Annotated in this window: 21 protein-coding genes and 2 pseudogenes; 10 read left to right on the forward strand and 13 right to left on the reverse strand. The window is 72.6% G+C overall.

Features of this window, described 5'->3' with window-relative positions; all coding sequences use genetic code 11:
- Positions 1-20 precede the first annotated feature (20 nt).
- On the forward strand, positions 21-500 hold the full coding sequence (locus TNCT6_RS01890; RefSeq protein WP_141355915.1) for a universal stress protein: 480 nt from the start codon (positions 21-23) through the stop codon (positions 498-500).
- 141 nt (positions 501-641) lie between these two features.
- A complete protein-coding gene (locus TNCT6_RS01895) occupies positions 642-2,054 on the forward strand; it encodes an amino acid permease (protein ID WP_141355917.1) in 1,413 nt (470 codons plus the stop codon).
- Positions 2,055-2,084: 30 nt separating this feature from the next.
- Here the strand turns inward: TNCT6_RS01895 and TNCT6_RS01900 are convergent, their stop codons facing one another.
- A complete protein-coding gene (locus TNCT6_RS01900; RefSeq protein ID WP_172632772.1) occupies positions 2,085-2,909 on the reverse strand; it encodes an alpha/beta fold hydrolase in 825 nt (274 codons plus the stop codon).
- Between the two features lie 57 nt (positions 2,910-2,966).
- On the opposite strand from TNCT6_RS01900, the gene TNCT6_RS01905 reads away from it, so the two are divergent.
- Complete coding sequence (locus tag TNCT6_RS01905) at positions 2,967-3,464, forward strand: MarR family winged helix-turn-helix transcriptional regulator (RefSeq protein WP_141355921.1); 498 nt, start codon at positions 2,967-2,969, stop codon at positions 3,462-3,464.
- Positions 3,465-3,470: 6 nt separating this feature from the next.
- On the opposite strand, the gene TNCT6_RS01910 is transcribed toward TNCT6_RS01905, so the two are convergent.
- Positions 3,471-4,634 (reverse strand): CapA family protein, encoded by a 1,164-nt coding sequence (locus TNCT6_RS01910; protein WP_141355923.1) that lies wholly within the window; start codon positions 4,632-4,634, stop codon positions 3,471-3,473.
- A 210-nt stretch (positions 4,635-4,844) separates the two neighbouring features.
- On the opposite strand from TNCT6_RS01910, the gene TNCT6_RS01915 reads away from it, so the two are divergent.
- The 3 genes from TNCT6_RS01915 to TNCT6_RS01925 all read left to right on the forward strand — a co-directional run bounded on the left by TNCT6_RS01915 (position 4,845) and on the right by TNCT6_RS01925 (position 6,859).
- Positions 4,845-5,393 carry a sigma-70 family RNA polymerase sigma factor gene (locus TNCT6_RS01915; protein ID WP_141355925.1) on the forward strand — a complete coding sequence of 183 codons (549 nt, stop codon included), beginning with the start codon at positions 4,845-4,847 and terminating at the stop codon, positions 5,391-5,393.
- Between the two features lie 148 nt (positions 5,394-5,541).
- Positions 5,542-6,057, forward strand: a complete 516-nt coding sequence (locus TNCT6_RS01920; RefSeq protein WP_141355927.1) for a hypothetical protein — start codon at positions 5,542-5,544, stop codon at positions 6,055-6,057.
- 151 nt (positions 6,058-6,208) lie between these two features.
- On the forward strand, positions 6,209-6,859 hold the full coding sequence (locus TNCT6_RS01925) for an anti-sigma factor (RefSeq protein WP_141355929.1): 651 nt from the start codon (positions 6,209-6,211) through the stop codon (positions 6,857-6,859).
- A 4-nt stretch (positions 6,860-6,863) separates the two neighbouring features.
- Here the strand turns inward: TNCT6_RS01925 and TNCT6_RS01930 are convergent, their stop codons facing one another.
- Entirely contained in the window at positions 6,864-7,727 is an 864-nt protein-coding gene (locus tag TNCT6_RS01930) for an Fpg/Nei family DNA glycosylase (RefSeq protein WP_141355931.1), read from the reverse strand.
- 91 nt (positions 7,728-7,818) lie between these two features.
- Positions 7,819-9,906: a SpoIIE family protein phosphatase gene (locus TNCT6_RS01935; protein ID WP_141355933.1), complete on the reverse strand. Its 2,088-nt coding sequence runs from the start codon at positions 9,904-9,906 to the stop codon at positions 7,819-7,821.
- Positions 9,907-10,006: 100 nt separating this feature from the next.
- On the opposite strand from TNCT6_RS01935, the gene TNCT6_RS01940 reads away from it, so the two are divergent.
- Both TNCT6_RS01940 and TNCT6_RS01945 read left to right on the forward strand, forming a co-directional pair.
- A complete protein-coding gene (locus TNCT6_RS01940; protein ID WP_141355935.1) occupies positions 10,007-11,437 on the forward strand; it encodes a lipase maturation factor family protein in 1,431 nt (476 codons plus the stop codon).
- A gap of 41 nt (positions 11,438-11,478) precedes the next feature.
- A complete protein-coding gene (locus TNCT6_RS01945; protein ID WP_141355937.1) occupies positions 11,479-11,886 on the forward strand; it encodes a DUF3224 domain-containing protein in 408 nt (135 codons plus the stop codon).
- Between the two features lie 154 nt (positions 11,887-12,040).
- Here the strand turns inward: TNCT6_RS01945 and TNCT6_RS01950 are convergent, their stop codons facing one another.
- The 7 genes and pseudogenes from TNCT6_RS01950 to TNCT6_RS01975 form a co-directional block, all read right to left on the reverse strand.
- Positions 12,041-13,024, reverse strand: a complete 984-nt coding sequence (locus tag TNCT6_RS01950; RefSeq protein WP_141355939.1) for an aldo/keto reductase — start codon at positions 13,022-13,024, stop codon at positions 12,041-12,043.
- Positions 13,021-13,209: pseudogene (locus TNCT6_RS39695) on the reverse strand (short-chain dehydrogenase); the annotation flags it as partial. The pseudogene TNCT6_RS39695 and the gene TNCT6_RS01950, both read right to left, overlap by 4 nt.
- Positions 13,210-13,212: 3 nt before the next feature.
- A pseudogene (locus TNCT6_RS39700) lies at positions 13,213-13,374 on the reverse strand (fuconate dehydratase); the annotation flags it as partial.
- 61 nt (positions 13,375-13,435) lie between these two features.
- The gene (locus tag TNCT6_RS01960; protein WP_141355943.1) at positions 13,436-13,903 is read right to left on the reverse strand and encodes a DUF4231 domain-containing protein; all 468 of its coding nucleotides are present in this window, start codon (positions 13,901-13,903) and stop codon (positions 13,436-13,438) included.
- A gap of 81 nt (positions 13,904-13,984) precedes the next feature.
- Positions 13,985-16,996, reverse strand: a complete 3,012-nt coding sequence (locus TNCT6_RS01965) for a glycoside hydrolase family 38 C-terminal domain-containing protein (RefSeq protein WP_141355945.1) — start codon at positions 16,994-16,996, stop codon at positions 13,985-13,987.
- 51 nt (positions 16,997-17,047) lie between these two features.
- Positions 17,048-18,277 carry an SPFH domain-containing protein gene (locus TNCT6_RS01970; protein ID WP_253265995.1) on the reverse strand — a complete coding sequence of 410 codons (1,230 nt, stop codon included), beginning with the start codon at positions 18,275-18,277 and terminating at the stop codon, positions 17,048-17,050.
- A gap of 33 nt (positions 18,278-18,310) precedes the next feature.
- Positions 18,311-18,562 carry a hypothetical protein gene (locus TNCT6_RS01975; RefSeq protein WP_141355947.1) on the reverse strand — a complete coding sequence of 84 codons (252 nt, stop codon included), beginning with the start codon at positions 18,560-18,562 and terminating at the stop codon, positions 18,311-18,313.
- Between the two features lie 186 nt (positions 18,563-18,748).
- Between TNCT6_RS01975 and TNCT6_RS01980 the strand changes: the two genes are divergently transcribed.
- Positions 18,749-20,101: an amidase gene (locus TNCT6_RS01980; RefSeq protein WP_141355949.1), complete on the forward strand. Its 1,353-nt coding sequence runs from the start codon at positions 18,749-18,751 to the stop codon at positions 20,099-20,101.
- A gap of 80 nt (positions 20,102-20,181) precedes the next feature.
- On the opposite strand, the gene TNCT6_RS01985 is transcribed toward TNCT6_RS01980, so the two are convergent.
- Together TNCT6_RS01985 and TNCT6_RS01990 are read right to left on the reverse strand one after the other, a co-directional pair.
- Positions 20,182-20,664, reverse strand: coding sequence for a GNAT family N-acetyltransferase (locus tag TNCT6_RS01985; RefSeq protein ID WP_141355951.1), 483 nt, complete (start codon positions 20,662-20,664; stop codon positions 20,182-20,184).
- 53 nt (positions 20,665-20,717) lie between these two features.
- Positions 20,718-20,891 carry a hypothetical protein gene (locus TNCT6_RS01990; RefSeq protein ID WP_141355952.1) on the reverse strand — a complete coding sequence of 58 codons (174 nt, stop codon included), beginning with the start codon at positions 20,889-20,891 and terminating at the stop codon, positions 20,718-20,720.
- A 444-nt stretch (positions 20,892-21,335) separates the two neighbouring features.
- Here TNCT6_RS01990 and TNCT6_RS01995 point away from each other — a divergent pair, with 444 nt between their 5' ends.
- Positions 21,336-21,764, forward strand: a complete 429-nt coding sequence (locus TNCT6_RS01995) for a hypothetical protein (protein ID WP_141355954.1) — start codon at positions 21,336-21,338, stop codon at positions 21,762-21,764.
- Positions 21,765-21,784: the final 20 nt, after the last annotated feature.

The raw sequence follows: 21,784 nt of genomic DNA on the forward strand, positions 1-21,784 counted from the left end.
ATTCCGATAGCCTCGCACATGTGACGGAACAGCACGAGCAGCACGAGCGGCACGCGCACCGGTTCGAGCGGGGCACGGACGGGCCGAAGGTCATCGTCGCCGGCGTGGACGGCTCCGACTCCTCGATGCGGGCCGCCGCGTACGCCGCCGGCCTCGCCCGCCGGCAGGGCGCGCTGCTGGCCCTCGTGTACGTGCAGCCGGTGATGACGGCGGGTGCGGCGCTCGGGGCGCCGGTGGCGGAGACGACGGACGAGATCGCCGAGGACCTCGTGCAGTACATCCGGGAGTCCACGGAGCGGCTGAAGGGGATATTCGAGGTCCGCTGGGAGTTCCACACCTTCCCCGGCGACCCGTACAACGGTCTGGTGAAGGCCGCCGACGAGCTGCGGGCGGACGCGGTGGTGGTGGGTGCCTCCGAGCAGGCCGGCCACCGGATCATCGGCTCGGTCGCGATCCGCCTGGTGAAGGCGGGACGCTGGCCGGTGACGGTGGTTCCGTAGGGCCCGTTCCCGGCGTTCGGACCCCGCGGCCGGCGGCCGGGGGCCGCCACCCGGACCGTGCGTGGCGTCTTCCGTACCCGGCGGTGCTGGGCCATCATGATCCGCCGTCAGCCGTTTGCCGTCCGTGAAGAGGTGAGACGCATGGCCGGGCTCCGGATGGGTGAGGGCATTCTCCGTCGTAAGCCCATCGAACACATCGAGGAGACGGAAGCCGCCGAGGGACCACGGCTGGAGCGATCACTCGGCTTGTGGCAGCTGACCGCGATCGGCGTCGGCGGCATCATCGGGGCGGGCATCTTCACTCTCGCCGGCACGGTGGCCAACGGTACGGCGGGTCCCGCGGTGCTGGTGTCCTTTCTCGTCGCCGGTGTCGCCAGCGCGGCGGCGGCCCTGTCGTACGCCGAGTTCGCGGGCCTGATCCCGAAGGCGGGCTCGGCCTACACCTACGGCTACGCGGTGCTCGGCGAGTTCGCCGGCTGGTTCATCGGCTGGGACCTGCTCCTGGAGTACACGGCGATCGTGGCGGTGGTCGCGATCGGCATCTCCGGCTACTTCAGCTTCCTGGTCGGGGACATGGGCGCGCATCTGCCCGCCTGGATGCTGGGCGCGCCCGGCACCGGCGCCGGGCACAAGGTCGACCTGTTCGCGGCGGTCCTGTGCCTGCTGATCGCCTGGCTGCTGAACCTCGGCATCCGCAGCGCGGCCCGCTTCGAGACGATCGTGGTGGGGCTGAAGGTGCTGGTCGTGCTGGTGGTGATCGTGGTTGGCGTCTTCCACATCAACACGGCCCACTACCACCCGTTCTTCCCCTACGGGGTCGGCGGGGCGTTCACGGGTGCGGCGACGGTGTTCTTCGCGGTCTTCGGCTACGACGCGATGTCGACGGCGGCCGAGGAGTCCAAGGACGCGCAGCGGCACATGCCGAAGGCGATCATCTACTCGCTGGCGATCGCGATGGTGCTGTACGTGGCGGCGTGTCTGGTGCTGACCGGCATGCAGAACTACAAGGACATCAACAAGGAGAGCGGCTTCTCCACCGCGTTCAAGTCGGTGGGGCTGAGCCGGCTGGCGGACGTGATCGCGGTGGGCGCGATCATCGGCATTCTTACTGTCATGTTCACGTTCATGCTGGGGGTCACCCGGGTCTGGTTCGCCATGTCCCGGGACGGGCTGCTGCCCAAGTGGTTCGCGAAGACGCACCCCACGCGGCACGTGCCGACGCGGGTGACATGGATCGTCGGCGTGGCGTCGGCCGTCATCGCGGGGTTCCTGCCGATCGCGGAGGCGGCCGAACTGACCAACATCGGCATCCTGCTGGCGTTCGTGGTGGTGTGCACGGCGGTGATCGTGCTGCGCTACCGGCAGCCGGACCTGCCGCGCGGCTTCCGTACGCCGTGGATGCCGTTCGTGCCGGCGCTGGGTGTGGTCTTCTCGCTCTGGCTGATCACGTTCCTGAAGTGGGAGACCTGGGTGCGGTTCGCCGTGTGGTTCCTGATCGGGTGCGTGGTCTACTTCGGGTACTCGTACAAGCGCTCGGAACTGGCCCGGCGTTAGGGCCCGCCGGGCCGGGGGCCGCGGCGGCGTTCAGCGGGCCGGGAGGGCGCGGACGAAGCCGGCGACGATCTCGTTGAACTCCTCCGGCTTCTCCAGGTTCGGGTAGTGGGCGGTGCCCTCGATCGTCACGGAGCGGCCGTCGGGGACGGTGCGGGCGAAGCGTTCGGCCTCGGCGAGGAGGTCGGGTACTTCGAGGGCGCCGTTGACGATGAGCACGGGGACGCCGATCTTCGGCACGCGGTCCCAGGTGCCGGTCAGGGGCACATGCCAGTTCTTCTCGTCGGCGGTGTGCTTGGACAGGGTGTGCAGGGCCATGTCGCGCAGCCGGCGCAGGATGTCCTGGTCCATGTCGTCCGGGGTGCGGTGCGGGCCGGACGCGAAGCGCAGGAAGGACGCGAGCCAGCCCTCGATGTCGCCGGCGCCCAGGGCGCGGGCCGACTCGGCCTGAGTCTGCCGCGCCCACGGGTCGGTGTACTGGAACTCGCTGGTGGTGGCGCCGCAGGCGACCACCCCACGGACCAGTTCGGGGTATTCCAGCACGGTGTCGGTGGCGATGGCGCCGCCCATCGAGACACCGACGAGGACCACCGGGCCGGCGTCGAGGTGGCGCAGCAGCGCGGCGAGGTCGTCGGCCCACCGGAACGGCCCGGTCGCGTTGGCGGAGGAGCCGTGGCCGCGTACGTCCGGGGCGATGACCCGGAACTCGGCGGCGAGGGCCGCGATCTGGGCGTCGAGGACGCGGTGGTCGACCCAGCCGGAGTGGAGCAGGACCACGGGGTCCCCGCTGCCGGTGTCGAGGTAGGCGAGGTCGCCGTCGGAGGAAGGGAGGAAACGCAGATCCGCAGCAGCAGTCATGACAACCAGGGTGTCATTCCACGGGAGGTTTGGCAACCAGGGTGTCATGATGGTGCGATGAGCGACATCGCCAGCGACATCGACGACGGTCCCGGGACCCCACTCCCGCCGGACGAACTCGGCCACCGCCTCACCGAGGTGTTCGACCTGATGGGCCCGCTGTACCGGCGGGTGCAGCGCAAGGTCGAGCAGGGCGAGGCCGTCGAGGGGCTGTCCGTCGGCGTACGGGCCGTGCTCGACCTGCTGCACAAGCACGGCCCGATGACCGTTCCGCAGATGGGGCGCGCACAGGCGATCAGCCGCCAGTTCGTGCAGCGCATGGTGAACGACGCGGCGGCCCGCGGCCTGGTGCGCAGCGTCCCGAACCCGGCGCACCAGCGCTCGTCGCTGATCCGGCTCACGGACGCGGGCCGGGCGGCGATCACCGCGGTGCTGGCCCGCGAGCACCTGCTGCTGCGCCGGGTCGGGGGCGATCTGACGGAGTCCGAGGTACGGGCCTGCCTGCGCGTGCTCGGGGAGATGCTCGATCTCTTCGAGCACGTGGACGTCGACTGACCGGCCTCACTCCCCCATGACGAGCCCGTCCTTCGCCGCGCCCCGGCTGAGCACCACGGTGCGGATCCGGTCGCGCACGCCCTGGAGGTCGGCGCCCTGGGCGATGGCCCTGCCGAGGTTCAGCACCCGGCCGGCGTCGAGGTCGAACACCTCGGGGACGAACTCGGCCCGGGCCACCTCCCAGCGCCCGCCCGGCCGGGCGGGCGGGGAGAAGGTGAAGCGGGCGAGGGTGCTCTGGTTGGCGCGCGGGTTCCGTCGGCCGCTGTCGTCGGTCGTGGCGCCGGCGATCTGGTCACCGAGGCCGTAGACCACCCAGGTGCCGTTGACCTTCTCGTAGGCCTGTGGGACATGGGCGTGGCTGCCGAGGATCAGGTCGACGTCGGGCCGGCCGCCGGATTGTGAGGCGGTCAGCTTCCGGGCGAGCTCCAGTTGCTGTGCGTCGGGCGCCTCCTGCCATGCCCGGCCCCAGTTCAGGGACACGACCACGACCTCGGCACCCGCCTGGCGGGCGGCCCTGGCGTCCTCGATGATCCGCTTCTCGTCGATCACGCGGACGGCCCACGGCTGATCGGGTGGAAGGTCCTCGTTCGTCCCGTAGGTGTAGGCGAGGTGGGCGACCACGGCCCGCCCGGCCTGGAGGAGCGTGCCGCGTGACTCGCTGTCGGCGCGCGCCGTACCGGCGTGCCGCAGCCCGGCTTCGTCGAGGGCGTCCAGGGTGCGCCGGACGCCGTCGGCGCCGTCGTCCAGGGCGTGTTCGGAGGCGGTGGCGCAGCTGTCGTAGCCCACCGCGGCGAGGGACGGCGCCAGCTCGGGCGGGGTCTTGTAGCTCGGGGCGCCGGTGTACGGCGCGTTCGCGCCGAAGACGGTACCCAGCTGGCACAGCGCCAGATCGGCCCGGGAGACGATGTCCTTGACGCCTTCGAGCATCGGACGGAAGTCGTGGCCCGAGCCGCCCGCGTCGAAGGCGGCCCGCTCCAGCACCGGGGTCTCGGGCAGGATGCCGCCGGAGGCGACAAGCGTGAACGCGCCGGGCGCGGTCGCGGAGTCCGGGGCCGGGGCGGCTCGTCCGGGCGGAGGGTGCTGCTCTTCCCTTTGGTGGGCCTGGCAGGCGGCGGCCGCGGTGAGGAGGGCCGTCACGACCAGGGACACCTGCTGTCTGCGTGCGATCATCAGTTCACCCCAAGGCGGTCGTATGGACAGACAAATGGGTACGAATCTGACGGCTTTCGCAAACGGTATCGGGGCTTCGTTAGCCCGTTCGTGTGCGACAAGGGGCCTGACGGACCGTTCGTCGTACCGTTCGTCGACGCGATCGACCGTCCGTCGCACAGCGGTGCGCGCGCCCTGTCCCCGTGCGGCCCCCTGCGATGCCATACGGCCATGACGGCCGGAACCACCCTCCCGCACGGGACGACGACCGCCGAGCACGAGCTCGCCGCACTGCAACGCGAGCACGGCCGACCGCTCTTCGCACTGCTGCTGCGCCTGTGCGACGGCGACCGCCAGCGCGCCGAGGACCTGCTCCAGGAGACGCTCGTACGCGCCTGGCAGCACCCCGAGGCGCTGCGCGCCGACGCCTTCGACTCGGTGCGGCCGTGGCTGCTGACCGTGGCACGCCGGCTCGCGATCGACGCACGCCGCGCCCGGCAGGCCCGGCCGCCCGAGGTCGGGGACGCGGACCTGGAGAACGCGCGGGTCATCGCCGACCACGCCGAGCGGTCCGCCGCGACGCTCGACGTCCGGGAGGCTGTGAAGACACTCACTCCCGAGCACCGTGAAGTCCTGGTGCTGGTGTACTTCCGGGGGGCCAGTGTGGCGGAGGCCGCCCGGACCCTGGGCATCCCGCCCGGTACCGTTAAGTCCCGCGCGTACTACGCGCTGCGCGCCCTGCGCCGGATGCTTCCGGGATACGCGGCCGACCTGCGGTGAAACCGACTGCCGAGTCAAACCTCCGTAAAGCGCCTTGCCGTGGACCGCTGTTGAGTAATCGGCTGTCCTCATCCGTGTTCCGACAGGGGGCATGATCCCGGGACCCGGGGTCGGGCGAGGAGCGCGCACCGGAGGAAGGCAGGAAGGGATGCTGCACAGAGGTCACGAGAGCACGGACGGCCAGGGCGGCGGCGAACTGGCCGTCCCCATGGCCTGGTTGTACGCCGAGTACATCGCCGACGAACTGCTGCGCACCGGCGATCTGATGCCGCCGACGTCGTTCGAGTTCCGCGCCGGGCGGGACGCGCTGGCGCTCACCATCTTCCTCTCCGACACCGGCGGCGAGCTCTCCCGTGTCCGGGTGGTCTCCCAGCTGGAGACCTGGCTGTCGCTGACCGCGTACGACCAGCCGTGGCAGGACTGGGTGTGCGAGCGGATGGCCTGCCTCGCGGCCGAGGCGGACGCCCGCGGGGTGCCCTCACCGGACCTGGCGCTGGCCGGGGCGGCCTGGCGCTGGCTGGAGGAGACCGAGCTGCTCGCGCCCGATCTGGACGCGGTGCCGGGCGGTGCGGGCGTGGTCGGCGAGGACGAGGGACCGAAGGTGTGGACGCCCGCGTGGCGGCTCGGACTGCCCCTCGGGCATCTGGCCATCCACCTCTTCTAGATCTTTCCCGGAGTCCGACCAATCCGCGGGACCGGCGGCTCCGAACGTCTTGATTACGATTCGGAACGTGGCTGAGTGAATCCGGTGCCGGGTGCGTACGGGTGGGAGCAAGGAGTAACCCCACCCGCACTCACAGGCACGAGGATTCGGCATGAGGTCCCTGGAACGGCATCGCGACGTCGGCGCGTACGCGCTCGGCATGCTGGACGAGGCGGACGCCTTCCGCTTCGAGGACCACCTCATGGAGTGCCCTCGCTGCGCGGCGCAGGTCACCGAGTTCGGACCCACGGCGCGGCAGCTGATGCTGTACCGGCGGGCCACGCCGCGCTTCGTGCACCCCATGACCCGGCCCGGCCCCGCGCTGCTGGACCGGCTGCTCGGCGACGTGGCGCGGCGGCGCCGGGCCGGACGCCGGCGCGTCCTCTACGGGCTGGCCGCCTCGGTGGTGCTCGCCGTGGGCGGACCTGCGGTCGCCGCCGTCGCCGGGCACCACGACGGGCCCGCCCGGTACTCGGCGACCGACGCGACCACGGGCGTGTGGGCCGAGGTCAGGGCCGCCGACCGGGACTGGGGCAGCGATGTGGAGGTGCGGGTCAAGGACGGCGCGGGCCCCCACACCTGCCGGCTCGTCGTGGTCGGCCGGGACGGGTCGGAGCAGATCGTGACCACCTGGAACGTCCCCCCGCACGACGCGCGGACCAGCACGGTGGCGGGCGGCACGACGATGCATCCCGGCCAGATCGACCGCTTCGAGGTGCGCACCGCGGACGGACAGCCCCTGGTGACCCTCGACGCGCGCTGAGCCGTCACTTGAGCAGCCGGGACAGGCGCCGGTCGGCCAGCGGTTTCCCGCCCGTCTGGCAGGTCGGGCAGTACTGGAGCGAGGAGTCGCTGAAGGACACCTCGCGGATGGTGTCCCCGCACACCGGGCAGGGCTCGCCGGTCCGGCCGTGCACGCGCAGGCCGCCCTTCTTCTCCGCCTTCAGCCGTCCGGCCGCCAGGCCCCTGGAGCGCGCGACCGCCTCCGTCAGGGTGGTGCGCAGCGCCTCGTACAGGGTTCGCGTCTCCCGCGGCGTCAGGGAGGCGGCCAGCTTGAACGGGGACATCTTCGCCGCGTGCAGGATCTCGTCGCTGTAGGCGTTGCCGACACCCGCGATCAGGCCCTGGTCGCGCAGGGCGCCCTTGATCTGCCGCCGCTCCCCCGCGAGCAGCCGGGCGAACCGCTCCTCGTCGAAGTCGTCGGCCAGCGGGTCGGGACCGAGGCGGGCCACACCGGGCACCTCCCGCGGATCCCGTACGACGTACACCGCGAGCCGCTTCTGCGTGCCTGCCTCGGTGAGGTCGAACCCCGCGCCGTTCTCCAGGGCGACGCGCAGGGCGAGCGGGCCCTTGCCGGGGCGGGGCGCGCCGTCGGGCAGGCGGTCCTTCCACTGGAGCCAGCCCGCGCGGGCCAGGTGGGTGACGAGGTGGGGGCCGCCGTCGGTGCCCAGGTCCAGGAACTTGCCGTGCCGGTGCACCGCGGTGACCTCGCGGCCCTCGAGGGCGGTGACCGGGGGGTCGTACGTCTTCAGCACGCTGATCGCGACGGGCAGCACGCGCACGATCTCGTGGCCGACCAGGTGGTCGGCCAGGAAGTCCTTGAGCGCTTCGACCTCGGGCAGTTCCGGCATAGGTCCAGAGTGCCACCGCGGGCCCGGGGCGCCATGCGGTGCGCCGGACGCCTCGGCTCCCGGCTCCCGGCTCCCGGCTGGCCCTCGTCTCTCACCTCTGATCACGGACCGCGAACTCGCACCACACGCACTTGCCGCCGCCGCGCGCCTCCACGCCCCACACGTCGGTGAGCCGGTCCACGAGCAGCAGTCCCCGGCCGGAGACGCCGTCCTCTCCCGGATCGCGGCGGCGCGGCAGGGCGCTGGAGGAGTCCTCGACCTCGATCCGCAGCCGCCGGTCGGAGCCGCCGAGGTCCCGCAGGGTGACGATCGCGGCGCCCTCGGTGTGCATCAGGGCGTTGGTGATCAGCTCGTCGGCCACGAGTTCGACCTCGTAGGCGTTTTCCTCGGCGCCCCGGTCCCGCACCGCCATGCGGATCATGTGCCGGGCCCGGGTCAGGGCCTCGGGATCGCCGGGGGGCACGTACTGCTGGAGCCGGCCGACGGGCTGCCGCTCGGCCGGCACCCGGCGGCGCAGCACCAGCAGGGCCACGTCGTCGTCGCCGCCCCGCGCCTCGGCCATCGCGATCAGCCGGTCCGCGAGGTCCCGTACGTCGCCGGGTCCGGCGGCGACGGACCGTGTCAGGGCCCGCATGCCGTCGTCGAGGTCGGCGCCGGGCTGTTCGACCAGGCCGTCGGTGCACAGCACCAGGGACTGCCCGGGATCGAGCTCCATGGTGCCGACCGGGTACTCCAGGCTGCCGAACTCGGCGGACAGGCCGAGCGGCAGCCCCCCGTCGACGGCGACCCGGTGGCAGCTTCCGTCGTTGTGCCGGACCAGCGGGTCGATGTGCCCGGCCCGCACCAGCTGGACCACGCCGGTGGACAGGTCGGCCTCCGCGTACAGGCAGGTGGCGAAGCGCTCCGTGTCGAGTTCGTGCAGGAAGACCGACGCGCGGGCCATCACGGTGGCCGGCGCGTGGCCCTCGGCCGCGTAGGCGCGCAGCACGATACGGAGCTGGCCCATGACGGCGGCGGCGTGCGTGTCGTGGCCCTGGACGTCGCCGATGACGGCGCCGACCCGGCCGCCGGGCAGCGGGATCAGGTCGTACCAGTCGCCGCCGATGTCCCGGCCCAGGGAGCCGCCCGCGTAGCCGGAGCGGTAGCGGACGGCGACGTCGGCGCCGGGCACGCTGGGGATGGTGCGCGGCAGCATGGCCTGTTGCAGGCCCTGGGCGAGGTCCTTCTCCTGCTCGTAGAGCATGGCCCGCTGGAGGCTCTGCGCGATGCTGCTGCCGAGGGCGATCAGTACGTTGCGCTCCTCCGAGGTGAAGCCCCGCCGGTCGCTGTAGAGCAGGCCCATGCCGCCGATCGGGCGGGCCTGGGCGATCAACGGCAGATAGGCCGCCGAGGTGATGTCCAGTCCGGTGATGTGCGGCCACAGGACGGGGTAGCGCTCGGCGAAGTCCTCGGGGGACTCGATGAAGCGGGGGCTGAGGGTGCGCACGGCCTCGCTCATCGGGTAGGGCTCGTCGATCCGGGTGACGCGGGTGCCGGGCACGGAGGAGCCCTCGGGGCCCTCGGCGACGAGCCGGATGCGGCCGGCCTCGACCAGGCCGAGGACCAGGCTCTTGGAACCGAGGAGGGCCAGCCCGTGGGAGTCCTTGACGACGTCGATGACGTCCTGCACGGTGCGCGCGTGGGCGAGGGCGGCGGTGGCGGTCTCCACGACGTTGGTCTGCTTGCGCCGGGCCGCGGCGTGGGCGGCCCGCTCCCCGCGGGCGGCGATGTCGCCGAGTTCCTCGGAGGCGTCGCGGAGGATCCCGGTGATCCTGCGCGGCCGGCCTGTCCCGTCGCGCTGGATGTAGCCCTGCACGTGGGCCCAGCGCAGGCCGCCTTCGCGCAGGCGCAGGCGGACGTAGGTGCCGTAGTTCTGGCGGCCCTCCTTCATCGCCCGGGCCACCAGGGCGTCCAGGCGCTCACGCTCGGACCGCAGCAGCCGCCGGCCCACGGTGCCCGGACGGCGGTCGTCCTCCCCGGGGGTGAGGTCGAAGATCCGGTGGGCCTGGGCGTCCAGGTGTACGAGCCCGGCGTCCAAATCCCAGTCGAAGGTGCCCATCCCGTTGAGCGCCAGAATGGGATCCGGGGTGGCGGGCCAGTCCTCCGGGAGCGACAGGGCGGGGGCTCCCTGTTCAGCCATGGGGACACCTTGCCAGGGATCGGCTGATTCTTCGAGCCGGGGGTGGGGTAGCCGGGGCCCGTGACTTTCCCGGAGGACGAGAGGAGAGGAGCGCTCGACCGTGGGTTGGTTCACCGCACCCGAGTACTGGCTGAGCCGGCTGGTCTTCCAGCGGGCGCTGGCCGTGGTGTATCTCGTCGCCTTCCTGACGGCGGCCCTCCAGTTCCGGGCGCTGCTCGGCGAACGGGGCATGCTGCCGATCCCCCGTTTCCTCCAGCGGGTGCCGTTCACCCGGGCGCCCAGCCTGTTCCACCTGCGCTACTCCGACCGGCTCTTCGCGGTCGTCGCCTGGGCCGGGTGCGCGGTGTCGGCGGCGCTGGTCGCGGGCGCGGACTCGCTGGTGCCGCTGTGGGCGGGCATGCTGCTGTGGCTCGTCCCCTGGGCGCTGTACCTGTCGATCGTCAACGTCGGGCAGACCTGGTACGGCTTCGGGTGGGAGTCGCTGCTGCTGGAGACCGGGTTCCTCGCGGTCTTCCTCGGCAACGACGAGGTGGCCCCGCCCGTCGTCGTGCTGTTCCTGCTGCGCTGGATCCTCTTCCGCGTCGAGTTCGGCGCCGGGCTGATCAAGCTGCGCGGCGACGCCTGCTGGCGGAAGCTGACCTGTCTGCACTACCACCACGAGACGCAGCCCATGCCGGGCCCGCTGAGCTGGTTCTTCCACCATCTGCCGGGCCCGCTGCACAAGGCGGAGGTGGCCGCCAACCATGTCACGCAGCTGATCGTGCCGTTCCTGCTGTTCACTCCGCAGCCCATCGCCACGGCCGGCGCCGCGCTGATGATCGTCACCCAGCTGTGGCTGGTGCTGTCCGGGAACTTCGCCTGGCTGAACTGGATCACGATCGTGCTGGCACTGTCCGCGGTCCGCTTCCCGGGGAACGCGCCGTCCGTGCCGGCCGCGCCGCTGTGGTACGAGGTCGTGGTGCTGGCCGTGGCCGTGCTGGTGGTGTTCCTCAGCTACCGCCCGGTGGTGAACATGGTCTCCCGCCGGCAGGTCATGAACCGCTCCTTCGACCCGCTGCACCTGGTCAACACCTACGGCGCGTTCGGCAGCGTCAGCCGTGTCCGCTACGAGGTGGTGGTGGAGGGCACGCTGGACGAGGTGCGGGACGAGGACCACGAGGACGCGGAGTGGCGGGAGTACGAGTTCCGGGGCAAGCCCGGTGATCCCCGGCACTGGCCGCGCCAGTTCGCGCCCTACCATCTGCGCCTGGACTGGATGATGTGGTTCGCCGCGCTGTCCCCGGCGTACGCGGGCGTCTGGTTCGGCGCGCTGGTGGAACGGCTCCTGGAGAACGACCGCGACACCCTCCGGCTGCTGCGCCGCTCCCCCTTCCCGCCCGACGAGCCCCCGCGCTACGTCCGCGCCCGGCTCTTCCGCTACCACTACACGACCTGGCGGCAACTGCGGGCCACCGGTGCCTGCTGGGACCGGACCTATGTGCGGGACTTCCTGCCGCCGACCCGGCTGGCGGCAGGCGCCCGGGAGCCGTGACCGGCCCCCCGTTGTCGGACCCGGACGGTACGGTCGCGGGCATGAGAGCTACGGGCACCTTCACCGTGAAGTCGTTCAACCCCACCGGTCTCAAGCCGGACCCGGACGTCTCCACCGCCCTCCCGGTCGGCGTCGCCACGCTGGAGAAGCACTTCGAGGGCGAGATCACCGGCCGTGCGGCGACCCTGTTCACCGCCGCGTACGACCAGGAGTCCGGAGTCGGCACGTATGTGGCGATGGAGTCGTTCGAGGGCACCCTGCACGAGCGGCGGGGCGCCTTCAACTTCGTCCACTCGGCCACGACGACGGGCACCGACCGCACGGCCGAGTTCTTCACCGTCGTCCCCGCGAGCGGCACCGGCGAGCTGGCCGGGATCACCGGCACCGGCGGCCTGCGGGTCGACGCGGACGGCACGCACCGGATCTGGTTCGACTACGAACTCGGCTGAGGCGCGCCCGCCCGGTCACAGTCCGTACAGCGCCCTCCCCTCGAAAACCGCCCCGCGTTCGGCGGCGGTCTTCGAGATCAGCTCCCGGGCCGCGGCGAGGACCTCGGCGTGGTCACGCACCGTCAGGTCCCGGACGTGGTGGTGGGCGTCGACGTCACGGCGTCGCCCCTCGTGGCGGCTCCTCCGGGGGCAGCAGGCCGGTGTCTCTCAGCTCCTGCCAGAAGGCGGCGGGCGCAGGTGTGGCGAACTGCTCGGCGCAGTCGCGGACTTCATCGGCGGAGCGGGTGCCGACCAGGACGGAGGCCACGGCCGGGTGGTCGGCGCAGAACCTCAGGGCCGCGCCCCGCAGGGTGAGGCCGTGGCGGTCGGCAACCGCCTTCATCCGCCGGGCTCGATCCACCAACTCCGGTGGCGCGCTGGCGTAGTTGTACGTGGCTCCGGGCCTGGGATCCGCCAGCAGGCCGGAGTTGAAGGCGCCGCCGATGACGACGGACACGCCCCGCTCGGCGGCCGCGGGCAGCAGCTCCGTCCGGGCGCGCTGGTCGAGCAGGGTGTACCGGCCGGCGCACAGCACCACGTCCACGTCCGTGTCGCGGACGAAGCGGGTCAGCATCTCCGACTGGTTCATGCCCGCCCCGATGGCTCCGACCACGCCCTGGGCACGCAGTTCCTCCAGCGCCGGGTAGCCCTCGCGGAAGGCCTGCTCGGCGTGGTCGTCGGGGTCGTGGAGGTAGACGACGTCGACGCGGTCCAGGCCGAGCCGTTCGAGGCTGGCCTCCAGACCGCGCCGTACCCCGTCGGCGCTGAAGTCCCACACCCGGCGGTGGGTGGCGGGCACGGCGAAGCCGTGGGCGAGGTCGCTCCCGCCCGGGTGCGCGGGCTCGAGCAGGCGGCCGACCTTCGTGGAGATCGTGTACGCCGACCGGGGAAGGCCGCGCAGGGCCGCGCCGAGCCGGCGTTCGGACAGGCCGAGGCCGTAGTGCGGGGCGGTGTCGAAGTAGCGGATGCCCTGTTCCCAGGCGGCGGCCACGGCCGCCCGTGCCTGCTCCTCGTCCACCTCGGTGTAGAGGTTGCCGATGGCGGCGGCACCGAAGCCGAGGGCGCTGACCTCGACCCCGCTCCCGCCCAGCGTCCTCACCGGGCCTCCCGGCGCGGCCGCAGGCCCCGCGTGCCGCCGTCGACGGCGAGGGCGGTGCCGGTGGTGGCACCGGACGGCGGGCTCGCCGAGTACGCGACGGCCGTGGTGACTCCGGCGGGGACCAGGCGACCGGTGGGCCGGCGGGCTTCCGGCGCGGCGCGTTCGGCGGCCGGATCGGGGGCGGCGGCATGGCCCTCGGGTCCGTCGTCGGCGTCCGTGCGCGGTACGACGTGGGCCGCCGAGCAGTCGGGGTCCGGGTTCATCGCGTCGGAGCCGTCGAGCGCGCACGAGGCGGGGAAGCGGATGTCGTAGGTGTCGGCCGCGGTGATGCGGGAGGGCGTCGCGGACACGGATGGCCTTTCGGTCGGTGGCGGGGGAACTCGCGAGGTCGGGCCTGGACTCCGGTCGTACTCAGGGGCCGGGGGCCGGCAGTGGCGGTTCCGGACTGCGGGTCCGGGACTCGGACCATTCGCGCAGTTCATCGGCGCCGACCTCCTCGATCACTGTCCGCAGGGTCTGCCGGGCCGCGGCGTCGCGTTCCGGTTCGGGCAGGAGCAGATACCGGTCGACGGCCCTGCGCAGGGTCTCGCGTGCCCGCGCGGTGAGCACCCAGCGGGAGCCGGGGTCGAACAGCTGCCGCATGCCGGTGAAGAACACGGCACCGCCCGCGATCACCGCGGTCAGCCAGGCCGGTGCGTGCAGACCGGCGGCGACGACCGTCACCGAGGTGGTGGCGAGGGCGCCCAGTTCCGTGCCCCGGTGCAGCCGCCTGGCCCGGTCACAGGACCGGGTGTAGAACGTCAACTCCCGTTCGGCCAATGCCAGCAGGGGATCCGGCTGGGCGGCCCAGGAGTGATCGGGCACCACTCTTCGTGTCATCGCCACATCATCGTGTCCGCGCACCTCACCGGGAAAGAGCGGCACGGCACGATCCCGCCGCGCCGCCCCCGGGTCAGGGCCTCACGCGCGCCGCAGCCGCAGCGTCATCAGCTCGAACGGGCGCAGCCGCACGGCGATCCGGCCGCCGTCCCGCTCCGGTTCGGCCGTCTCGGGCAGGGGCCGCTCCAGCAGGTCCGTCACCGTCACGTCAGCGACCTCGAACCCGGCCGTCAGGGTCGCCCTCGCCCGGCCGCCGTGGGCCTCGTGGAAGCGGACCACCACGTCACCGCTGCCGTCGTCGGCCAGTTTCACCGCCGTCACGACCACCGCGTCCTCGTCCACCGTCACCAGCGGAGCCACCTCCCCGCCGCCGGTCAGCCGCCGCTCGGGCATGTTGATCCGCCAGCCCTCGCGGACCGCGTCCCCGATGTCCGCGCCGGGCACGAGGGCGTGCCGGAAGCGGTGCGTGCCCTGGTCGGTCTCGGGGTCGGGGAAGCGCGGGGCGCGCAGCAGGGACATCCGGACCGTGGTGGTGGTGCCCCGGTCGCCGTCGGTGCGGACCGTACGGGTCACATCGTGGCCGTACGTCGAGTCGTTGACGACCGCGACGCCCCAGCCGGGCTCGGCCACATGCACGAAGCGGTGGTTGCAGGCCTCGAACTTGGCCGCGTCCCAGGAGGTGTTGGTATGCGTGGGCCGGTAGAAGTGCCCGAACTGCATCTCCGACGCGTACCGTTCGGCGTGCACGTCGAACGGGAAGGCCAGCTTGAGGAACTTCTCCGTCTCGTACCAGTCCACCTCGGTGTCCAGCACCAGCCGCCGCTCCCCCGCCGGAAGCGACAGCACCTGGGTGACCCGGGAGTCCCCGAAGGACCGTACGACCCGTACCGAGGCACCGTCCTCTCCGGCCGTGACGGACTCGGCGTCGGTGAGGTCGGTGACCGTGTTGCGGTAGAACTCGTCCACGTCCCAGGCGTCCCACATGTTCGGGAGGTCCGGGTGCAGTTGAAGGAGGTTCGCGGCCCGGCCCGGAGCGATCGCCTCCCGGCCGGCCTCGATGTCGTACGCCGAGACGACCAGGCCACGGTCGTCGATCCCTATCCGCAGCAGACCGTTGTCCAGCACGTGTCCGCCGCCCGCGCGGGGCCTCAGCTCCGTGCTTCCCCCGGTGACCGGTGTGGCGGCGCCGCCGGCCGGGACGCCCGCCCGTGCGTGCGGGGCCGCGTTGAAGACCAGCGGTGTGGCGCCCTCACCCGCCAGCGCGCGCTGGGCGGACTCGACGATCCGGTTCAGCTTCCCGGCGATCCGCTCGTACGTGGCCCGCGCCTCGCGGTGCACCCAGGCGATGGAGGAGCCGGGCAGGATGTCGTGGAACTGGTGCAGCAGTACCGTTTTCCAGACCCGGTCCAACTCCTCGTAGGGGTAGGCGAATCCGGTGCGAACGGCCGCCGTCGCCGCCCACAGCTCGGCCTCCCGCAGCAGGTGTTCGCTGCGCCGGTTGCCCTGCTTGGTCCCGGCCTGGCTGGTGAGGGTGGCGCGGTGCAGCTCCAGGTACAGCTCACCCACCCAGACGGGGGCTTGCGGGTACTCCGCCTCGGCCCGGTCGAAGAAGGCCCGCGGTGTCTCCCACACCACCCGCGCGGAGCCCTCCAGGTCGCGCAGCCGGGCCGCCTTGGCGACCATCTCCCGGGTGGTGCCGCCGCCTCCGTCGCCCCAGCCGGTGGGGGCGAGGGAGTGCCGGGCGGCGCCCTTGTCCTTGAAGGTGCGTGCTGCGTGGGCGATCTCGGCGCCCGCCATGGAGCAGTTGTAGGTGTCGACGGGCGGGAAGTGGGTGAAGATCCGCGTGCCGTCGATGCCCTCCCACCAGAACGTGTGGTGCGGAAAGGCGTTCGTGCGTGACCAGGAGATCTTCTGTGTGAGCAGTCGGGTGGAGCCCGCCGCCCTGATGATCTGCGGCAGTCCCGCGGCGAAGCCGAACGTGTCGGGCAGCCATGCCTCGTCGTTCTCGATGCCGAACTCGTCGAGGAAGAACCGCTTGCCGTGCACGAACTGCCGGGCCATCGCCTCCGAGCCGGGCATGTTGGTGTCGGCCTCCACCCACATGCCCCCGGCCGGCACGAACCGCCCGTCGGCCACGGCCTTCTTCACCCGCGCCCACACCTCGGGCCGCCGTTCCTTGAGCCACGCCCACTGCTGGGCCTGGGACATGGCGAAGACGAACTCCGGCTCGTCCTCGAGCAGCGCGGTCATGTTGGAGGCGGTGCGGGCCACCTTGCGCACGGTCTCGCGCAGCGGCCACAGCCACGCCGAGTCGATGTGGGCGTGCCCGACCGCGCTGATCCGGTGCGCGGAGGCGGCGGCGGGCGCGGCCAGCACCTCGGTGAGCCGGGCGCGGGCCCGCTCCGCCGTGCCGTTCACGTCCTGGAGGTCGACCGCGTCGAGCGCCCGGTCCACCGCGCGCAGGATCTCCCAGCGGCGCTGCGAGTCCGCCGGCAGCTCGGCCATCAGCTCGCCCAGCACCTCCAGGTCGATGACGAGCTGCCACACGTTCTCGTCGAACACGGCGAGGTCCATGCGGGTGAGCGTGTACTGCGGCTCGTCGCCCGCCGTCTCCCGGTCCCCCAGCGGGGTGGGCAGGAAACCGGGGATGACGGGGTTGGAGGCGGCCTCGATGTGCAGGCGCACCTCCTCGCCGCCCAGGGCGGGGGCACCGACGCGGACCCACTGGTTGCGCGGGTTGAGCCCTTTCACCGGGGTGCCGTCCGGCCGGAGGACCAGGCCCTCGCACTGGAAGCCGGGCATGTTCTCGTCGAAGCCGAGGTCGAGCAGGGCTTCGACGGTTCTCCCGGCCCATGCCTCGGGCACGGTGCCGGTCACCCGGAACCAGCTGGTGCCCCACGGCGCACCCCACCGGCTGCCCACCTCGATCGGCTCGGGCTCGGCGGCCAGGCCCTCGGCGACCGGTACGGGCTCGCCGGGCGCGTGCCACACCGCCACCTCCAGCGGGACGGACTCGGGATACACGGCGGGACGGATGCGCTCGTCGAGCACCCGCCGGAGGCGGGCCTCGACCAGGCCGCGGTCGTCATGCATGCGGGACGCTCCGTGGGGTGGGCGGGCGGCGGTCCGGGCCCGGCGCGGGCATCAGCGGGTTCGGGGGTCCGGCCGTTCCCCGTCGGCCGTGCCCTCGCGCGGCTCGGCTTCCTCGGTGTCCGGCCGCGGCGCGCTCGGGCCCCTCAGCGCGAGCCGGCCGTCGCCCTCCTCCGGCCGGGCGCCGCCGGAGTTCCGGTCGCCGTGGCCGTTCAGGTTCTGCCGGACCGAGTCCAGGATCGTCAGACCCTGGGCGACCAGACCGGCCGCGATCTCGCCGAGCCCGTCGGCACCGTTCAGGACGTTGACGTTGGCCCCGGAGAGGCCGCCCGCCGCCTCCTTCACGATCAGCGGCAGCTGGTCGATGAGCATCCGGTCCAGGGCGACACGGTCGAACGACGCCGCGGCCTCGGCCTGGATCTTCATCCGCTGCGCCTCGGCGGCGGCGAGGACCCTGACGCGTTCGGCCTCGGCCTCGGCGGGCTTCACGATCTCGGCCACCAGCTCCTGCTGGCGCAGCCTGGCCTGCCGCTGAGCGAGTTCGGTCTGGGCGTCGAGCACCTCCTGCCGGGCGTGTGCCTGCGCCAGCGGGCCGGCCTGGGCCGCCCGAGCCTGGGCGCGGTCCACCTCGGCCGAGTACTCCGCCTTCACCACCGCGGTCTGCCGGGCGTACTCGGCCTGCTGGCGCGCCGCCTCCTGCTCCGCCTGGGCGGCGGCCTGGTTGGCCTGGGCCTGGGCGATCTGGGCCTGCCGCCGGATGGCCGCCTTGTGCGGCGCGGACATCGCGTCGATGTAGCCGGTGTCCCCGTCGTCGATCGACTGGATCTGCAGCGAGTCCACGATCAGGCCGATCTTCGCCATCTCGGTCTTCGAGGTGTCCAGCACCTCGGCGGCGAGCTTCTGCCGTTCGGTGACGATCTCCTCGACCGTCATCGAGCCGATGATGGCCCGCAGGTGGCCGGCGAAGATCCGGCCGGTCAGGACCGACATCTGGTCCTGGTCGGAGAGGAACCGCTGGCCCGCGTTGATGATGCTCTCGGTGTCGTTGCCGACCTTGAAGGCGATGACGGCACGCACGTGCAGCGCGATGCCCTGCCTGGTGACACAGGTCTCGACGACCTCGGACTCGCACATGGACAGGGTGAGGAAGCGGACCTTGCGGAAGACGGGGAGCACGAACTTGCCGTGGCCCGTCACCACCCGGAACGGCGCGCCGCCCAGTCCTCGCCTGCCTCCGGAGATCAGCATCGCCTCGTCGGGGGCGGGAACGCGGTAACCGAACATGGTCTTGTTCTCCTTAGTCCGGATCAGCCCGGATCAGCCCCGCTCTACAGGATCGTCCCGCAATCTCTCCAAGGGGTCGCCCCACGCGATGACGTCGACCTCACGGCATCCGCGTGATTCGACCACGAGCACCGTCGCACCGATCGGCAGCGGTTCCTGCGACCAGGCGAGGAAGGTCTCGGAACCGCCTCTGACCCGTACCAGGATCTCGCCCGGACCGGCGGAACCCCGCGTTCCGATGAGAAGCTCCCCCGTGCAGCCGATCACGGCCTCGTCCTGTGCCATCGCCGACCGGTTCCCCTCGTACGCGTCCTCTGCCTTCGACCTTAGACCCACTCGGACGGGCCGCATACGCCGCTGCACCGGCCTTTCCGCGACGGGCGCCTCTCGACGCGGCACCCGCCGCCGGGCACAGTTCTCCCTGCGTACTCGCGAGTACGAAACCGCCCGTCCCCCATCCGAGGAGCGCCCGTGACCAGCTGGGCCGGCCGCAGTGCCGCCGAGATCGCCGCCGCCGTACGCGAGAGGCGGGCCACGCCCCGCGAGGTGGTGGCCGAGCACCTCGCCCGTATCGAGCGGCTCGACGGCCGCGTCGGCGCCTTCCGCGCGGTCCGCGCCGGGGCCGCGCTCGAGGAGGCCGACGAGGTGGCGGCCCGCGGCGATCTGGCCGGGCTGCCGCTCGCGGGAGTCCCGGTGGCCGTCAAGGACAACCTGGCGGTGCGGGGCGAGTCCAGCCGGGTGGGTTCGGCCGCGACCTCGGACACTCCGGCCGTCGACGACCATGTCACGGTGGCCCGGCTGCGGGCGGCGGGCGCGGTGGTCGTCGGGGTGACGAACGTGCCCGAGCTGTGCGTCTTCGGCACCACGGAGGGCGTTCACGGCACCACCCGCAACCCGTGGGACACCACCCGGAACGCGGGCGGCTCCTCGGGCGGCAGCGCGGCGGCGGTCGCCGCCGGCATGGTCCCGATCGCCCTCGGCAACGACGGCATGGGCTCGCTGCGCATCCCGGCCGCCAACTGCGGCCTGGTCACCATCAAGCCGGGTCACGGGGTGGTGCCCGCCGGTATCGGCGAAGGCGACTGGTTCGGCATGGCCGAGAACGGGCCGCTCGCCACGACCGTCGAGGACGCGCGGCTGATGCTCTCCGTACTGACCGGCACCGAGGTCGCACGCGGTCGGGAGGCGACCCCGCGCAATATCGCCGTGTCCGTGCGCAGCCCGCTCGCCGGGGTGGGCGTGAGCAGGCCCTGCGCCGTCGCCACCCGGGACGCGGCACGGTTGCTGGCCGGGGCCGGTCACCGGGTGCGCCGGGCCGAGCCGCCCTATCCGATGTCGCTGGGCGTGACGGCTCTGCGGCACTGGGCGGCGGGCACGGCCGTGGACGCGGCGGGCCTGGACCCGCGGCGGCTGGCCCGGCGCACCCGGGTGCACGCGGCCGTGGGGCGGCGGTTCCTGAACGGGGTGCGCGCGGATACGCGGCGGGAGGCGCTGCGGCGGCGGATGGAGCCGTTCTTCGCCGAGTACGACGTGCTGCTCACCCCCGCGCTGGCCCGCCGCTCCCCGCAGGCCGGGCCCTGGCACGAGCGGGGCTGGCTGCGCAACGTGCTGGCCGACACCTCCTACTCGCCGATGACCCCGCCGTGGAACCTGACCGGATGGCCCGCGATGGCGGTGCCGTTCGGCACGCTGCCCTCGGGCGCCCCGTGCGCCGTTCAACTGGTGGGCCGTCCTGGCTCGGAGGCGGACCTGCTGGACCTGGCGGAGCAGATCGAGCGGCTGCGCCCGTGGCCCCGGACGGCGGACCTGCTGCCGTACGCGTAGGGCCGCGCCGGGGCCCGTGGCCCCGGACGGCGGACCTGCTGCCGTACGCGTAGGGCCGCGCCGGGCTCGCAGGGCCCGCCCTAGAGGGCCCGGTACATGATGTGCAGGCCCACCAGGCCGTGCCGGGGGTGCTCGAACGCCTCCGGCACCGTGCCGAGGATCCGGAAGCCGAGCGACGTCCACAGCCCGACGGCGGGGTTGGTCTCCACGACGGCGTTGAAGACCATCGCCCGGTAGCCGGCGGCCGTCGCGGCCTCGAGGACGTGTTCGGCCAGGGCGCGGCCGATGCCACGTCCGGCCTGGTCGGGGTCGACCATGAAGCCCGCGTTGGCGACGCGGGCCGCGGGTCCGCCGTAGTTGGGGGTGACATAGGCGGAGCCGACGACCGCCCCGGTGTCGTCCTCGGCGACGTACACGCTTTTGGCGGGACTCATCCACAGGGCCCGGGCATCCTCCTCGGAGGTGTCCGGGTCCCAGGCGTAGGTCTCGGCGGCGGCGACGATCCGGTGCCAGAAGGGCCAGATCCGCGGCCAGTCCTCGGCCGCGGCTTCTCTGATCAGCATGGGCGTGAGTCTGGCACGCCCATGCGGTCGGCGATCGCGACGGTTTCTGGCGGTCAGTCCACGCTGGGCAGGATGTGCGGCTCGGCCAGGTCGTCCTCGTAGCCCGCCAGGCGGATCGGGGCGGAGCGGGCCCACACGTCGAGGCTGCCCAGGTCTGCGGGCCGTCGGCCCGCGCGCTCCGTGCGTTCGTTGGGGCGCTGCTCGCGATTCGTCTTCTCCGGTGTCACCGCGCACTCCTTATGTGTCGGTCACCCTCGGGGCATGCGGCCGGTACGCACCGCGCCGCCCGAAGCCCGCTCGGGTCTGGTTCTCTGGCATCTCGGACGCGGTGGCGTCGGCAACTGAGGTGCGAGCAGGCCGTGGTGCACCGGCTTGCCCCGGGACGGACCATGGGTGTGGATGGAACCCCTAGTCGCTGTCCGTCCACCCCAGATTAACCAAATGAGCGGACCCCTGCTCGATGGGGCTGCAAAGAGCAGGTAACTATCTGACGTCGCGCGTGTTGATTGGACCACTTACGGGGCGATTTGTCGCATCATGTGCCGGGCGGGATTCATCCCTCAGGGCTACCCGGCACACCCGTGGGACAGTTCAGGTTCCGTTGGCCGCGCCGCAAGCTCGCCATGATCTGCTGACCCACCACGACGGCTTTCTCGCGGGAGGACCGACGCATGGAGCTGCGCAGCGCCGAGGAGCTCATGGACCTGCTGTACGCCTGCCCGCCCGACGCCCGCGCCCACGCCCTGCGCACCGCCGCCCTGCTGCGCCGGCACCATCCGGCCGACAAGGAGCTCCAGGTGGCGGGCCTGATCCACGGCATCGGCCGGCTGTTGCGGCCGGGCGGCGGAACCGGTGCGTCCGACCCGGCGGCGGACGCGGTGCACGCGTTGCTCGGCGGGCGCGTCTCCCGCCTCGTACGGCGGCACGCGGCGCCCGCCGGCGGCCGTCTGCCCGACGAGTCCGACGAGGACGCGCTGTCGTTGCGCCAGGCGGCCGACGAGGCCCGCACCACCGGCTTCGACGCCGGCGTCCTGGAGGACTGGCGCACGGTCCTGGAGCTCCTCGCGGCGGGCAACTACCGGCTGCGGACCGTGGACTGACACGACGTCGGAAGGGAGCC

The sequence above is a fragment of the Streptomyces sp. 6-11-2 genome, from assembly GCF_006540305.1.
Classification (GTDB): Bacteria; Actinomycetota; Actinomycetes; order Streptomycetales; family Streptomycetaceae; genus Streptomyces.